Origin of the sequence: Azorhizobium sp. AG788 (assembly GCF_943371865.1) — a bacterium.
Classification (GTDB): Bacteria; Pseudomonadota; Alphaproteobacteria; order Rhizobiales; family Xanthobacteraceae; genus Azorhizobium.
This window is the reverse complement of sequence record NZ_CALRWL010000056.1, coordinates 1-16191: the sequence shown is the minus strand read 5'-3', so window position 1 is coordinate 16191 and position 16191 is coordinate 1. Positions and strand designations below refer to the sequence as shown.

8 protein-coding genes are annotated in these 16191 nt (G+C 70.4%); 4 read left to right on the top strand and 4 right to left on the bottom strand.

What is annotated here, in order from left to right; genetic code table 11:
• The first annotated feature begins 122 nt into the window (after positions 1–122).
• From AAG816_RS23545 to AAG816_RS23535, 3 genes are read left to right on the top strand one after another with little or no spacing between them, the layout of a single operon-like run.
• A complete protein-coding gene (locus AAG816_RS23545) occupies positions 123–7790 on the top strand; it encodes a hypothetical protein (RefSeq protein WP_341992132.1) in 7668 nt (2555 codons plus the stop codon).
• Positions 7787–11425: an autotransporter domain-containing protein gene (locus AAG816_RS23540; RefSeq protein WP_341992131.1), complete on the top strand. Its 3639-nt coding sequence runs from the start codon at positions 7787–7789 to the stop codon at positions 11423–11425. The genes AAG816_RS23545 and AAG816_RS23540 overlap by 4 nt, the downstream gene beginning before the upstream one ends.
• A gap of 31 nt (positions 11426–11456) precedes the next feature.
• Positions 11457–12608 (top strand): TIGR03032 family protein, encoded by a 1152-nt coding sequence (locus tag AAG816_RS23535; RefSeq protein ID WP_341992130.1) that lies wholly within the window; start codon positions 11457–11459, stop codon positions 12606–12608.
• Between the two features lie 72 nt (positions 12609–12680).
• Here AAG816_RS23535 and AAG816_RS23530 read toward each other — a convergent pair whose 3' ends face one another.
• A complete protein-coding gene (locus AAG816_RS23530; protein WP_341992129.1) occupies positions 12681–13343 on the bottom strand; it encodes an invasion associated locus B family protein in 663 nt (220 codons plus the stop codon).
• 393 nt (positions 13344–13736) lie between these two features.
• On the opposite strand from AAG816_RS23530, the gene AAG816_RS23525 reads away from it, so the two are divergent.
• Entirely contained in the window at positions 13737–14249 is a 513-nt protein-coding gene (locus tag AAG816_RS23525) for a flavin reductase family protein (RefSeq protein ID WP_341992128.1), read from the top strand.
• Here the strand turns inward: AAG816_RS23525 and AAG816_RS23520 are convergent, their stop codons facing one another.
• The 3 genes from AAG816_RS23520 to trxA all read right to left on the bottom strand — a co-directional run.
• The gene (locus AAG816_RS23520) at positions 14250–15164 is read right to left on the bottom strand and encodes a DMT family transporter (RefSeq protein ID WP_341992127.1); all 915 of its coding nucleotides are present in this window, start codon (positions 15162–15164) and stop codon (positions 14250–14252) included.
• A gap of 121 nt (positions 15165–15285) precedes the next feature.
• A complete protein-coding gene (locus AAG816_RS23515) occupies positions 15286–15819 on the bottom strand; it encodes a MarR family transcriptional regulator (RefSeq protein ID WP_341992126.1) in 534 nt (177 codons plus the stop codon).
• A gap of 130 nt (positions 15820–15949) precedes the next feature.
• Positions 15950–16191: thioredoxin (gene trxA, locus AAG816_RS23510; RefSeq protein WP_341992125.1), on the bottom strand; the 242-nt coding region annotated here is incomplete at its 5' end.

Genomic DNA, 16191 nt, shown 5'->3' with positions numbered 1-16191 from the left:
ACCGTTCCCCAACTGTCCTCTCTTTCCGGATTTACCTCTACGCCACCTCATGCTACCTCGCAGAAGGTGGCGGCGCCCTTGTCGTCCAGTCCCGACGGTACGTCTTGCGCGCGTGGTGGATCATGGGCGATTGTCTTCCTGGCCAGAGCAGCACGGCGGTCCGCGGCGGCGTATACGGCGCCTCCAGTGCGCGGCTGAGACTGTCCACCGCCCTCTCGACCAGCCTGTGCGGCCTTGCCATCGTCACCGCCGCCCTACCCCTCGCGCCTGCCCATGCACAGACGGCCTGTGGCGCACCATGCGTGGTCAATGTATCCGGTTGGAATGGCGGCAACGGCGGCTACGTCCACTATCATTTTGACTCCGCGACCGGTTATGCGGGCGGGAGCGGCGCCGGCGGCGGATTTGCGAACATTGCCACGTACTCTCCCACCGTCATCACCTCCAATGGGGGCGCAGGTGGATTTGGCGGCGAGGGCAACTCCACCCTGGCCAATGGCACCGGGGGCAACGGCGGCAATGGCGGCAACGGCGGCCTCCTGAACGTCATCGTGTCCGGCGCAGTCCAACCCTGGGGTGCCGGGGTCGTGGTCAATGCCAATGGTGGCAATGGCGGCGGCGGCGGCTATGGCTATGGCGGCTTCTCCAACGCCTGGGGCGGGACAGGCGGCGCGGGCGGCGCGGGCGGTACCATCGCCGTCACGGTGGCGGCCAACACGGTTATTTCCACCGGTGCGGCCGAAGCCAGTGCCATCCTGGTCACCGCCAATGGCGGGGCGGCGGGCGCCGGCGGCGATGCCCGTGCCGACGACCATGCCTATGGCGGCAATGGCGGAACCGGCGGCACCGGCGGCACGGCCAGCGTGGTGGTGCAATCCGGTGGCAACATCTGGACCGGAGGCGCCAACGCCGCGGCCATCGTGGTCACGGCCAATGGTGGCGCCGGCGGCAATGGCGCCACGCCCAACGATTCCTTTAACGAGGTCGGAGGTTCCGGCGGTGTCGGCGGCGCTGCATCCACCGCCAGTGCCGCGGCCTCCGTGATTATCCAGGGCGGCGTCACTGTCACCACCTCCGGCTATGCCTCCAATGCCGTGGTGGCCCAGAGCCTGGGCGGCGCGGGCGCCAGCGGCGGCACCGCCGGCGGCCTGTTCAGCGGCAGCGGCGGCAATGGCAGCCCCGGCGGCGCGGCGGGCAATGCCTATGTGAACACAGCCGGTACCATCGTCACGTCCGGCGGAGGCTCGGTGGCCATTGTGGTCCAGTCGGTGGCGGGCGGCGGTGGCAATGGCGGCGGCTCCAATTCGGTATTCTCGTCCCTGGGCGGCAACGGCGCCGCCAGCGGTGATGCCGCCCAGGCCACCGGCATCAATTCCGGCAGCGTCACCACCACCGGCGCCTATTCCCACGGGATGATGGTCCAGGCGGTGGGCGGCGGCGGCAGCTTTATCGGCAGCAGCGGCGCCAATGCCCTGGCCATTGGCGGCTCGGCGACGCAGAGCGGCACCGGCGGCGGCGGCAACACCGTTGCCACCAATACCGGCACCATCATCACACGGGGCGCCTATTCCGATGGCATCCTGGCCCAGTCCATCGGCGGCGGCGGCGGCAATGGCGGCGGCGCCAGCGGTGTCGCATCCCTCGGCGGCCAAGGCGCATCGGGCGGGAATGCCGCCGGCACCACGGTGGTGAACACCGGCACCATCGCCACCAGCGGGGCGAACGCCTTTGCCATTTCCGCCCAGTCCATCGGCGGCGGCGGTGGTCGCGGCGGCGGCGCGCTCAGCGTGGGCGTGGGCGCCGCGGGCGCCATCGGCGGCGGCGGCGGCAGCGGCGGCAATGCCGGCAATGTCTATGTGGCCAACCGCGGCACACTTTCCTCCAGCGGGCTCAACTCCGCGGCGATCCTCGCCCAGTCCATCGGTGGCGGCGGAGGCGCGGGGGGCAATGCCTCCGCCAGCGACATCGGCTTTGTCAGCCTCGCCATCGGCGGCTCCGGCGGCGGCGGCGGCAACAGCGGCACCGTCACGGTCATCAATGCCAGCGGCATCTCCACCACCGGCGACCGCGCCTCCGGCATCATCGCCCAGGCCATCGGCGGCGGCGGCGGCATGGGAGGAGCCGGTGTCTCCAAAAGCGCCGGGCCCTATTTCTCCGCCGCCGTCTCCCTGGGAGGGAACGGCGGCGGCGGCGGCACCGGCGGCAACCTGTCGGTGAGCAATTCCGGCACCATCACCACCGCCGGCTTGGACTCCTTCGGCATCCTGGCCCAGTCCATCGGCGGCGGTGGCGGCAATGGCGGCACGTCCTCGGCCAAGAGCGCCGCGCTCTCGCTGGATACGGCTTCGGTCTCCGTCTCCGCCAGCATGGGCGGCACCGGCGGCACCGGCAATGTGGCGGGTGCGGTCACCGTCTCCAATGCGGGGATCATCACCACCGGCGACGACGGGTCCATCGGCATCCTCGCGCAGTCCATCGGTGGCGGCGGCGGCAATGGCGGCGATTCCAGTGCCATGGCGGCGGCGGTCTCCGCCGGCGCTGCGGTGAGCCTGTCCGCGTCGCTGGGCGGAAGCGGCGGCAGCGGCGCCGACGGCGGGGCGGTCACCGTCGCCAATACCGGGACCATCAGCACTGGCGGTGATTTTGCCGATGCCATCGAAGCCCAGTCCATCGGCGGCGGTGGCGGCAATGGCGGGGTCGGCGCCTCCGGCTCCACCTCGGCGAACCTCACCGGCAAGATGAGCATCAGCCTGTCCGCCGGCGGCGGCGGCAGTGGTGGCGGGGCCGGCAATGGCGCCGCTGTCAGCGTGTCGAATGCCGGCACCATCGCCACGGTCGGCGCCAGCTCACGGGGCATCTTCGCCCAGTCGGTGGGCGGCGGCGGCGGCAATGCGGGGGGCGGCACGGCCAATGCCAGCGCCGGACAGGTTGGGCTCACCGTCACCCTCGGTGGCGCAGGCGGCGGAGGCGGCGCTGGTGGCACCGTGACCGTGGTCAATACGGGCCTCATCACCACTGCCGGCGACGATGCGGACGGCATCCTGGCGCAATCGGTGGGCGGCGGCGGCGGCGTGGGCGGCACCGCCAGCAGCACGGCCAGCGCCGGCGGCAACAGCGTCACCAGTGCCGTGGGTGGTTCGAGCTCGGCCAGCTTCACTCTGTCCGCCAGCCTCGGCGGCTCGGGCGGGTCCGGCGGCAACGGCGGCACGGTGACGGCCAATTCCGGCACCGCCCAGGCGGCGGCGCGCATTGCCACCACGGGCGCCCATTCCTCGGCAATCGTGGCCCAGTCGGTGGGCGGCGGCGGCGGCAAAGGTGGCGCGGCAGCGGGCAAGGAAAGCGGCGGCAAGGTCGGGCTCAGCTTCGCCCTGGGTGCCACCGGCGGCAGCGGCGGCTCGGGCGGCGCGGTCACCGTCACCAGCTTCGGCGCGCTCAGCACGGGCGGCGCCGACGCGGTGGCGATCCTGGCCCAGTCGGTGGGCGGCGGCGGCGGCATCGCGGGAAATACGAATAGCACCAGCAGCGCCAAGATCAGCCTGGGCGGCGCGGTGGCACAGGCCGGCGGCGCCGGTGGCGATGGCGGGGCTGTGGCCGTCACCGCCGCCGGAACCATCGCCACATTGGGCGACCTCTCCGACGGCATTCTGGCCCAATCCATCGGTGGAGGGGGCGGCGTCGGCGGCACCGCTGGCGCGGACGCCCATGCCAGCGGCCAGCAATCGGTCTCGCTGTCGCTGGCTTTGGGCGGGTCCGGCGGCGTCGGCGGCGCGGGCGGCACGGTGAACGTCACCAACGCCGCCGGCATCACCACCGCGGGCGCCCACGCGACCGGCATCCTGGCACAATCCATCGGCGGCGGCGGCGGCAAGGGCGGCGCGTCCTCCACAGCGGCCAAGGGCGGCACCTACAGCATCGGCGCATCTCTGGGCGGCGGCGGCGGCAGCGGCGTCGCCGGCGGAACGGTCACCGTCGCCAATTCCGGGGTGATCCAGGTCAGCGGCGATCAGTCCATGGGTATCCTCGCCCAATCCGTGGGCGGGGGCGGCGGCACGGCGGGAGGCACTGCCTCGACTGCCAACGGCGGCACGGTGGGGGTTTCCTTCGGCCTCGGCGGGGCCGGCGGCAATGGCAGCACTGGCGGCGCCGTCTCGGTGACCAGCACGGCCAGCATCGCCACCACCGGCGTGGGCGGCATCGCCATCCTGGCCCAGTCCATCGGCGGCGGCGGCGGCAATGCGGGCAGCGCCACGTCCGCCAGCACCAGCAAGATCAGCCTGGGCGGCTCGCTGGGCGGGAGTGGCGGCTATGGCGGCGCCGCAGGTGCTGTTGCCGTCAACCTGTATAGCGGCGCCACCCAGACCCGCATCACCACCACCGGCAAGGGCGCCGATGCGATCCTGGCCCAGTCCGTGGGCGGAGGCGGCGGCAACGGCGCATCGGGGTCCGGTTCCGCCAGCGGCTCCGGCACCAACGGGGTCAGCCTGGCCGTGGCGCTGGGCGGCAGCGGCGGCTCCGGCGGCGTGGGTGGGACGGTGACCATCACCAATGGCACCGCCAGCCAGGCCGGTGCCTTGCTCTACACCACCGGCACCATGTCCAACGGCATCGTGGCCCAGTCCATCGGCGGCGGCGGCGGCAAGGGCGGCGCCTCTTCCTCCACCTCCAGCGGCGGCGGCATCACCTCCTTGTCCGCGTCTCTGGGCGGCAGCGGCGGCAGCGGCAATGCCGGCGGCATGGTGTCGGTGGGCAATTTCGGTCTCATCAAGACGCTGGGGGGGCATTCCGATGCCATCCTGGCCCAGTCCATCGGCGGCGGCGGCGGCAATGGCGCGGTCTCCAGCAGCCTGGCCACGGATGCCCAGAGCAAGGTGAACATCGCCGCCACCCTCGGCGGCAGCGGTGGCAATGGGGGCACCGGCGGCACCGTCGTCGTGCTGAACGCCGGCACCCTGGACACAGAGGGCGCTTTCGGCGTCGCGATCCTGGCACAATCGGTGGGCGGCGGCGGCGGCAGCGCGGCGGCAACCAACGAGACTGCCAAGGGTGGGCCGGCATCCATCAGCCTTGGCCTTGGGGGCAGTGGCGGCGCAGGCAATGCCGGCGGCAACGTCATGGTCAACAATACCGGCACCATCTTTACCGCGGGCGCCAGCGGCACAGCCATCATGGCCCAGTCCATTGGCGGCGGCGGCGGCAATGCCGGCAGTTCCACCAACAGCGCCAATGCCAAGATCGGAGTCGGCGCAGCGGTGGGTGGCGCCGGCGGGGGCGGCGGCACCGGCGGGCAGATCAACATCTTCAACGGCGGCAGCATCACCACCACCGGCGAGACCGCGGACGCGATCCTCGCGCAATCCATCGGCGGCGGCGGCGGCGCCGGCGGGGCGGGGTCCGGCAAGGCGGATGGCACGGGAGGGGACGGTGTCAGCCTCGCGGTGGCCGTGGGCGGCGGCGGCGGGTCCGCCGGGGATGGTGGCAACGTCACCATTGCCAACGGTACCTCCGGCAGCACCGCCACGATCTCCACCGCCGGCAAAAGTGCTGCGGGCATCCTGGCGCAATCCATCGGTGGCGGCGGTGGCAAGGGTGCAGCCTCCACCTCGTCCTCTGGAGGCACCGGCATTGCGGCGCTATCCGCCGCGGTGGGCGGAAGCGGCGGCGCGGGCGGCAACGGCGGCACGGTCGGCGTGACCAACTACGCCAGCATTGTCGCCTCCGGCGCGCATTCCAGCGGCATCATCGCGCAATCCATCGGCGGCGGTGGCGGCAATGCCAGCGTGTCCAGCAGCGTGGCGGCGGACCAGAAGGCCGACGCCACCGTGGGCGCCACCCTTGGCGGGTCCGGTGGCAGCGGCGGCGTGGGCGGCACTGTTCAGGTGACCAACTGGGGCATCATCGTCACCCAGGGCGAAGCGGGCATCGGCATCCTGGCGCAGTCCATCGGCGGCGGCGGCGGCAGTGCCGCGGCCAGCAGCGAGGCTGGCAAGGGCGGCAAGGTCTCCGTGTCCCTGGGCCTCGGCGGCTCTGGTGGCTCTGGCAACACCGCGGGCCAGGTGACGGTGCAATCGGGAGGCAGCCTTGCCACCAGTGGCGCCAATGCCATCGCCATCGTGGCCCAATCCATCGGCGGCGGCGGTGGCAATGGCGGCAGCGCCAACAATGCCAGCACCGCCAAGATCGCCTTGGGTGGATCCATCGGCGGCGGCGGCGGGTCCGGCGGCAATGGGCAGCAGGTCCAGGTGCAGTTGAGCAGCAGCTTACCCTCGGACAGTATCGTCACCACGGGGGTGGGTGCCGACGCGGTTCTGGCCCAGTCCATCGGCGGCGGCGGCAATGCCTCCAGCGGCAACGGCAAGGCGGACGGCGCCGGCGGTGACGGCGTCAGCCTCGACGTGGCCGTGGGCGGCGGCGGCGGGTCCGGCGGCACCGGTGGGTTTGTGACCGTCCAAAACGGCGGCGGGAGTGGCGGCATCGCCATCCGCACCGCCGGCGACAATGCCAACGGCATCGTGGCCCAGTCCATCGGCGGTGGCGGCGGACGCGGCGGCGCATCCTCCTCCGCCTCTGGGGGTACGGGCGTGGCTTCGCTGTCCGCCTCCATCGGCGGCGCCGGCGGCACAGGGTCGTCCGGCGGCGACATCATGGTGAACAATAGCGGGCAGATCGTCACCGCCGGCAGCCACTCCAGCGGCATCATCGCCCAATCCGTCGGCGGCGGCGGCGGCAATGCGGCGGTCTCCAGCAGCCTGAGCGACGGCGCCAAGAGCGACGTCACCCTCGCCGCCACCCTGGGCGGCAGCGGTGGCGGCGGCGGCATGGGCGGAAGCGTTCAGCTCAATGACAGCGGCACCATCGTCACCAGCGGCGCCTTCGGCATGGGCCTTATCGCCCAGTCCATCGGCGGCGGGGGCGGCAACGCCGCCATCGCCGGCGCCACGGGCGCCGGCGGCCATGCAAGTCTTGCCTTTAGCCTCGGTGGTGCCGGCGGCGCCGGCAATGCCGGGGGGCAGGTCAATGTGACCCTGGCGGGCTCCATCTATACCGCGGGCCAAGGGGCCACGGGTATCCTGGCCCAGTCCATCGGCGGGGGCGGCGGCAATGCGGGCAGCGCCACGTCCGCCAGCACCAGCAAGATCGCGCTCGGCGCCAATCTTGGAGCGGCCGGCGGCTATGGCGGCACCGGTGGCAACGTCTCAGTGACCTTGGCCAATGCCACCAGCGGCAAGATCACCACCACCGGAGATGCGGCCGACGGTCTTCTGGCCCAGTCCATCGGCGGCGGGGGCGGCAATGGCGGCGCCGGCAGCGGCAAGGCCGACGGGGCGGGCGGCACCGGCGTGGCGCTGAGCGCCAGCCTTGGCGGCAGCGGCGGCTCGGGTGGCACCGGCGGCGGCGTCCTCGTCATCAACGGCCCCCGTGGCTCCCAAGGGATCGCCATCAGCACGCTGGGCGTCGGGGCCAGCGGCATCGTGGCGCAATCCATCGGTGGCGGTGGGGGCAAGAGCGGTTCGGCCTCGTCGGCGACCGGCGGCAGCGGCGCGGCTTCGCTGGCCGCGAGCCTTGGCGGTACAGGCGGCAATGGCAATTCCGCCGGCTCGGTCACCGTCATCAATGCCAATATCATCGCGGTGGCAGGCGACCATGCGGACGGCATCCTGGCCCAGTCCATCGGCGGCGGCGGCGGCGGAGCGGTTGTGGCCACCAGCCTCGCCAAGGACCAGAAGACCGACGTGGCCCTCTCGGCGACCCTGGCGGGAGCGGCGGCGCGGGGAGCACCGGCGGTCTGGTGAATGTCGCCAATTCCGGCACCATCACCACCCAGGGGGCGTTCGGCGCCGGCATCCTGGCGCAATCGGTCGGCGGCGGCGGCGGCAGCGCGGCGCTCACCGGCGCGACCGGCAGCGGCGGCAGCGCCACCGTGTCGTTCGCCCTCGGCGGCACCAACAGTTTCGGCGGCGATGGCGGTCAGGTGCAGGTGAACAATACCGGCAGCATCGGGACCACCGGCCGTGGCGCCAGTGCCATTCTCGCCCAGTCCCTCGGCGGGGGCGGTGGTGCGGGGGCAGCGACACAGAATGCGGCCACCGGCACGCTGGCCATCGGCGGCGCCGTGGCGGGCGGCGGTGGGGGCAGCGGCCAGGGCAATGCGGTCACCGTGACCAGCACGGGGAGCGGCAGCCTCTCCACCGGCGGCGCCATGGCGGATGCCATCCTCGCCCAATCCATCGGCGGCAGCGGCGGCGTAGCGGGATCCGGCACCGATACGGTGGACGGTGCCGGCGCGAGCGGTGTCTCGCTCAGCCTGAAGATTGGCGGCGGCAGCGCCAGCGCGTCCGCCAGCGGCTCGGCCGGGAACGGCGGCACCGTCACCGTGACCAGCACCACCGGCATCGTCACCACCGGCGCGGATGCCGCCGGGATCGTCGCCCAGTCCATCGGCGGCGGTGGCGGCAAAGGCATGCTGGGATCGTCGAGCGCCGGCGGCACCGCCACGCTCTCCGCCAGCCTCGGCGGCACCCAGAATGCGGGCGGCAGCGGCGGCGCGGTGAACGCCACCGTCGCCGGCGCGATCCGCACCTCGGGCGCCGGATCCGACGGCGTGCTGCTGCAATCCATCGGGGCCGGCGGCGGCACGGCGGTGCTCGCCAACGGGGCCAGTGTGGCGCCCACCACCAGCTTGATTGCCACCCTCGGCGCGGCCGGCAGGGTCAGCGGCAATGGCGGCAGCGTGAGCCTGTCGCAACAGGGCAGCATCGTCACCAGCGGCGCGTCGGCCAATGGCATCGTGGCGCAATCCATCGGCGCCGGTGGCGGCAAGCTTTCAGCCCTGGAGGCCCAGACCAACGGCGCCACCAGCGGCACCATCACCCTGGGGGCCGGCACCAGCGCGCTGGAGCCGGGGACCACCCCCCTCGGCAATGGCGGCGCCGTCACCCTCACCGTCGCCGGAACGGTCGCCACCAGCGGAGCCAATGCCATCGGCCTGCTGGCCCAGTCCATCGGCGGCGGTGGCGGCCTGGTGGAGACCAGTGCCGGCCCCTCCTCCACCACCCTGGCGGTGACCATCGGCGGATCGGCCTCCACCACCACCGGCGGCCCGGTGCAGGCGACACTGACCAGCGGCGCGGCGATCCAGACCCAGGGCACCAATGCCCATGGCGCCGTGCTGCAATCCATTGGCGGCGGTGGCGGGATCGTCGGTTCCAGCGCCACCGACACCATCAGCACAGTCTCGTTCGGCGGCGGAAGCGGCGCGGCAACGGGAAACAATGCGAGCGCCGTCACCTTCACCCTCGATGGGGCGATCCTGACCACCGGCGCCGGGGCCAGCGGCATCCTGGCTCAATCCATCGGCGGCGGCGGCGGCATCGTGGGCAATGCGGCCACGGTGGCATTCTCCCCGACGGCGAATGTGCTCAGCGACACCGGCAGCCGCGGCGACGGCGGGGCTGTATCCATCGTGGTCAACGGCACCGTGCGCACCCTTGGCGCCAATACGGCGGCGGTCAACGCCCAGTCCATCGGCGGCGGAGGCGGCATCATCCAGTCCGGCAGCACGGCGATCATCGGCACGAACGGCCTCGGCAACGGTGGGGCTGTGAGCGTGACCGTGTCTGGATCCGCCATTGCCGACGGCACGGATTCCGTCGGTGTGTTCGCCACCAGCAGCGGCTGGCTTGGAGCCGGAACTATTGCCATCGCGCTCAATAGCGGAGCCAGCGTGAGCGGGGGCACCGGGGCCGGTGCGGGCATCGTCCTGTCGGGCGGAGCCAACAACACTATCGCCATCGCCGACAAAGCGCAGGTCAGCGCCAAAAGTGGCCTCGCCATACTGACCGGAACGGGACTGGCGGCGGCCCCGGGCAACACCACGGTCACCAATTCCGGCACCGTGGTGGGCAGCGTGATCCTGGGCGGCGGCACCAACCTGTTCACCAATGCCCGCGGCGGCCTGTTCGAGAGCGGCCAGGTGGTCAATCTCGGCAATGGGGTCCTGGTGAACTTCGGCACGGTGGACCCCGGCGGCGCCGGCAAGATTGCCACCACCACCCTGACCGGAGCGCTGTCGTCCTCCGGCGTATTGGCATTCGATCTGGATGCCAAACGCAACGCCTCCGACCTGCTCAACATCTCCGGGGCCGCCACCATCGCCGGCACCATCCGCGCCAATGTCCTCAACATCGCACCAAACACCGCGTTCACGGTGTTGAATGCGGGGACGCTGATCGCCAATACCGCGGAGGTGAAGGACGATTCCATCGTCTATCAATGGACCGCGAGTACCTCGGGCGGCAGCGTCAGTCTGAGCCCGAGCGCCAATTTCACCCCCACCGGTGTGACCCTGTCCAGCAATGCCAAGGCGGTGGCGCAGCATTTCCAGCAGATGTGGAATGTGGGCGGGAACGACGCCAGCAACGCCTTGTTCAACTCCTTCCTCACCACCTCCAATGGCCCGCAATATCAACGGGCCTTGACCGCCCTCTCGCCGGAACTGGTGGCCGCGCCCGCCGCCAATCGCACCCATGAGAGCCGCGGTGTTCTGAACCGCACGATGAGTTGCCCCGTGTTCGTGGCCGACAGCACCCAGCTCAACGAAGACCAGTGCGGCTGGACCCGGCTGATCCTCGGCCGCACCACGGAAACATCCACGGCACAAGCGCAGGGCTTCACCCAGGACAGCCTGACCATGCAGTCCGGCGTGCAGATGGAACTGGGTCACAATTGGTTCGGCGCTTTGTCCATGGCCTATACCCAAGGCTGGCTCACCGGATCGGGCTCCACGACCACCAGTTCCAGCAATGGCGGCGATGTCAGCGCCGCACTGAAGTATCAGGCAGGCCCCTGGTTGTTCGCGGGCGCCCTGGACCTTGGCTGGGTGCAATCCAACAATCAGCGCAATATCGCCGGCGCCGTGAGCGCACCGCAGAGTACGACGAATGTGTTCAATGCCACCGGCCGGCTGCGTCTCGCCTATGAGCTGCCGTTCCAGAATTGGTATTTGCGGCCCTATGCGGATCTCGACATCGCCTATGTGAACGCGCCCGGATACAGCGAGAGCGGCACCACAGGCACCGAACTCAACATCCGGGGCGCCAGCCAGACGACGTTCATCTTCACCCCGACCATCGAAGTGGGCGGGCGGCTGGACCTGGGCAACGGCCTGGTTCTGCGGCCCTATGCGAGCACCGGATTGTCCATCGCCTCCAACGATACCTGGATGACCACCGCCAGCTTCATCGGTGCGCCGTCCGGATCGGGGACTTTCAACACCGTGACGGTGATGCCCGGCGTCGTGGGCAATCTGGATTTCGGCCTTCAGGCAGTTGCCAACAGCAAATGGGAATTCAAGCTGGAATACGGGCTCAGCGCAGCGGATAATTTCCTGAGCCAGATGGGCATGGCCCGGGTGGCGGTGCATTTCTGATGATGCGTGAACGGATGGCCCTGTCCCGGCAATGATCGACACACTGTCTCCGGGCCCGACGCCCGATCTGGCTTCGCTCGCTCCCCAGGATGCCGCCCCCGAGCGGGACGCGCCTGCGGCGCCGGCGACGACTGAACTGACCTGCTCGCGGGGCTTTGCCCGATGGCTGGAATTGCACGACACCAGCCTGGCCTTCTCGTCCTACCAGACCGGACAATTGTTCCTGATCGGGCGCACGCCCGAGGGCGGTGTCTCGTTTCACCAGCGCGACTTCGTGCGAGCCATGGGGCTTTGGTACGAGCCGAACCGGCTGTTCCTGGCCTCCATGCTGCAGGTGTGGCGGTTGGAGAACATCCTCGCCTCCCACGAGCGCGCCAACGGGCATTTCGACCGGCTGTTCGTGCCGCGCATGGCCCGCATCACCGGCGACATCGATGCCCACGAGCTGGCCGTGGACGGCAGCGGGCGGGTGGTGTTCGTGAACACCAAATTCTCATGCCTCGCCACCTTCAGCCTGGTGCATTCCTTCCAGCCGCTATGGAAGCCGAAATTCATCTCCAAGCTGGCGGCGGAGGATCGTTGCCATCTCAACGGCCTGTGCATGGATGGGGGGCAGCCGCGCTTCGTCACCGCCGTCAGCCGCACCGATGTGGTGGACGGCTGGCGCGATCACCGCACCGGCGGCGGGGTGGTGATCGCGGTGGCGGACGATGCGATCGTGGCGGAGGGCCTGTCCATGCCGCATTCCCCGCGCCTGTATGATGGCCAGCTCTATGTGCTGGACTCCGGCCGTGGAGCACTGGTGCGGATCGATCCCGCCACCGGCGCGCGGGAGGACATCGCCTTCTGCCCCGGCTTCATGCGCGGGCTGGCTCTGCACAATGGCCATGCGGTGGTCACGCTCTCGCTGCCACGCTATCTGAATTTCAAGGGATTGCCGCTGGATGAGGAGATCGCGTGCCGTGGCGGCGCGCCGTGGTGCGGGGTGCAGATCATCAATCTGGCCACTGGCGACGTGGTGGAGTGGATCCGCCTCGACGGCGCCATTCGCGAACTGTTCGACGTGGTGGTCATGCCCGGCATGGCTTGCCCCATGGCCGCGCCGCTCCAGGGCGGCGACCTGGCATCCCTCATCAGCTACGAAGCCCCGCCCCGGCCGTTGGATCAGCCGGGGTGGGCATAACCGCGCCGGGCATCAGCCCGGTTCCTGGGGCGGCCCACCCGCGCGGGTGGGCCGCAATGGGCAGAGGTATGGTCAGCCCTTGTCGCGGGCGGCGAGCGCCGCGGCGAGGCCCTTGAAGGAAATCTGCAGCGACACCGGCTGCTGGTTGCGATCCAGGAAATCAAGCTTTCCCGGTCCCGGCGCCGCGGTCAGCGCAGCGACGTCATCGGCGGACAGTTCCACGTCGGCGATGCAGGCGCGGATGCAGAACTTGTATTGCGACGTCACCGTGCGCGGCTTCTCGCCATAGGCGAACTGCACGCCCGCCGGCAGCCACACGCCCACCGGCAGTTGGACCACCAGACGCAGCGGCGCCTCCTTGGTCAGGCGGCCGAACACCACCTGCGCCACCAATTGCTGCTGCTGATTGCCGATCTGCAGCGTCTGGGCGGCTTCGCACACCTTGGCGCCGCCGACCACGTCACTGCGCTCGCAGCGCACGACCCAATCGTCATAGGTGGCGGTGGTGCGGGTCGGGCCGCTGTCCTCGTTGGTGCCCAGCGCCGGACCGGGAGTCTTGGGCGCGGCTGCGGCGGGGGCCGCGGCAGGGGGCTTCTTGGCGGCGGGAGCAGTGGCGGGCGGTGTCGACTGGGCCCAGGCGCCGCTGGTGGTCACCGCCGCTGCGGCGAGCGTCGCTGCCAGAAGGCCAGAGCGGCACAGGAGCGACAGGTTTCGGACACCACGGACTGTCGACATATGTTCCTCGCAAGCACAAGAGCGCGCTAGTGATAGCGGCCCGCATCGATGCTGCCAATGGCAGAAAATAGCAGCAATATCAAAGTTCCCTCGCCTGCGGACGCCAGCCGGGACCGGCACGGCCCCAGAGATGCGAGGATACCGCTTCTGGCGCGCCTGCCGGTTCGCACGAATAGGGATGCGAAAGCCGTTCGGCACGGCTGATCATGCGCACACGCCCAGGCCCCCCGGCAAGGTTCGCCCTCTCACGTGTGCTCGATCTCGCAATTGCGCAGTGCGGTGCCTACATTTGGCTGGTAGTGGCGGCATGACCCGCGACCACGGCACTCTTTCGGAACGCCCCATGCCTCTCCCTCACCGCCGCCCTTCCCTGTTTCAACTCCTGGGGGCCGCGTGAACATCCATCCCGAAGCAGCCGATGCCGGCCTGTCGCAGGACTACCGCAACGCCATGCGGCATCTGGCGGGGGCGGTGAGCATTCTCACCGTGGGCGAGGGTGAGTCCCGCACCGGCCTCACCGCCAGTTCGCTCACCTCGTTTTCGGTAGACCCACCGACCTTGCTGATCTGCATCAACCGCAGTTCATCTGCCCGGCCGGAACTGCTGCGCGGCGGGGTTTTCGCGGTGAATGTGCTGCGGCCCGAGCAGCAGGCGCTGGCCGAGCAATTTGCCGGCCTGGGCGGTTTGCATGGCGCGGCGCGTTTCACCGGCGGTCACTGGACCACGCTGGCCACCGGCGCCCCGGTGCTCGACGATGCGCTGGCCAGCTTTGATTGCCGGCTGGAAGAGGTAATCGAGCGCCATTCGCACATGATCGTGCTGGGGCGGGTGGTTGCCACCCGTCTGTCGGAACACGCCGAGCCGCTGCTTTATTGGTCCCGCGGCTTCCGCCGCCTCGCCCCCTGATCAGGCTTGGTTCGCAGACCGTGACAGGGCGGCCACGGCGAACACGACCAGCAGAGCGCCGGCCAGTTGCAGCTGGCCGGGCATCTCGCCCAGAACCAGCGCCGCGCCGCTCAGGCCGAACAGGGGCGCCAAAGCCAGGAACACCCCCGCCGTTTCCGCCGGCACCCGCCTCAGCCCGTAGAGATACAGCCAGAACGCCAGCGCGTATTGCAGGATGCCCGACAGAGCGGCCACCGCCAGCAGTGCGGCGGTCAGCGGGGGCGGGCGGGCTTCGACGCCGCTCGCCACCGCCGCGGCCCAGAGCCCCAAGGCAAACACCAGCCCCGCGCTCTGTTGCAGCACCACCAGCGGCAGGGGCGCCATGTGGCTGACCAGCCGATGGGAAGCGACCACATAGACGGCGGCGCATCCCGTCCCCAACAAGATCAGGGCGTTACCGAGCAAGGGGTTGGGGCTCCCGACGGCCACGCCAGCCGGGCCGGATGTGGTCACCAGCACCACGCCCATGCTGGTAGCCCCCAATGCCAGGAGCACGCCGGTGCGCGGCCGCCGGCCGGTCAGCGCCCAGACCAGAGCACAGATGAAGGCGGGCTCCGCCGCGCCGATGACGCTGGCACTGCCGGCACTGGTGAGGGCCAATCCCGGCAGCGCCACCGCATAGGCCAGCCCCGGCTCCAACAGGCCCGAGGCCAGCGCCTTCCAGTTGTTCCCGCTCAGCCGCACCGGCGTGCGCGTGACGGCCGCCGCCATCCACAGGAAACCCGTGCTGGCGCTGACCTGAAGGGCGAGGAGGGCAAATGGCGGCAGGCTGTCCAATGCCTGCTTCGACAGCACGGTGGCGAATCCCCAGCAGGCCGCGGCCAGCACCAGCGCGCCACCGGCGGCGAGACCGCCAAGGGCAGGCCGCGGCATCATCGGACGGGAGACTGCCGGCACGGCGTGGCGCGCGGCCCGCTCCCGCACAGGCGCCGCTGCCGCGGACCTGCATGCGGCGCGACGTCAGCCGTCGGAGCGGTCGAGCGCTGCGCAGCCCTGGTCATTGCGGTGCTGCCTGCCGGACGGCGGCGCACTCCACCGGGCAGGTCTCAGCGGGACACACCCCTTCATCGCACAGCCTGCAGATATGATCCGCGCTTTGACGCCCCACCGTCACGCGCTCCAGCATGGCTTCCACGACACTGCGAAATGCATCTGCCATGTCGGGCGGCACGGCCGCGAGACTGTCGCACAGGACCGCCGCGCGTGCGGCCAGGATCGACCGGCGCAGCGCTGTGCCGGCGGGGGTGAGGCGCAGCGCCACCTTACGCTTGTCGTCTTCACCCGGTGCGCGCACCAACAGCCCCGCCTGCTCCAGCCCCTCCACCAGCCGCACGGCCACGGAGTGCGTGACCCCGGCCACCTGCGCCACGGTGCCGATGGTCGTGCCGGGATGAAACCCGACCAGCACCAGTGCCGCACAGGCACTGCCTCCAAGTCCGGACGCCGCACGCGCGGCGGCCTCCTGCCGATCCGTGAGAACCAGGGCCAGGGCGCCGACGAGATTGGCAGTGCGGATAAAATCGGATGACATCCGCAAATATATGCATTCAGAATGAATATAATCAAGAGCGAAGCCGCGCTCCGGTGTGAGCGGGGGCACAGGGGCGGACAAGAAAAAAGGCGGGCCGAAGCCCGCCTTTGGATCTGCTGACCGTTGCCGCTCAGGCGGCGGTGTTGATCCAGCTCACCAGCTTGGCCTTGGCGGCCGCGCCGACTTGGCGGGAGGCGATCTTGCCGTCCTTGAACAGCAGAAGGGTCGGGATCGACATGATGCCGTACTTAGACGCCGTCACGGGATTCTCATCCACGTTCAGCTTCACAATCTTCACCTTCTCGCCCATCTCCCCGGACAGTTCGTCCAGGATCGGGCCGACCATGCGGCAGGGGCCGCACCACTCCGCCC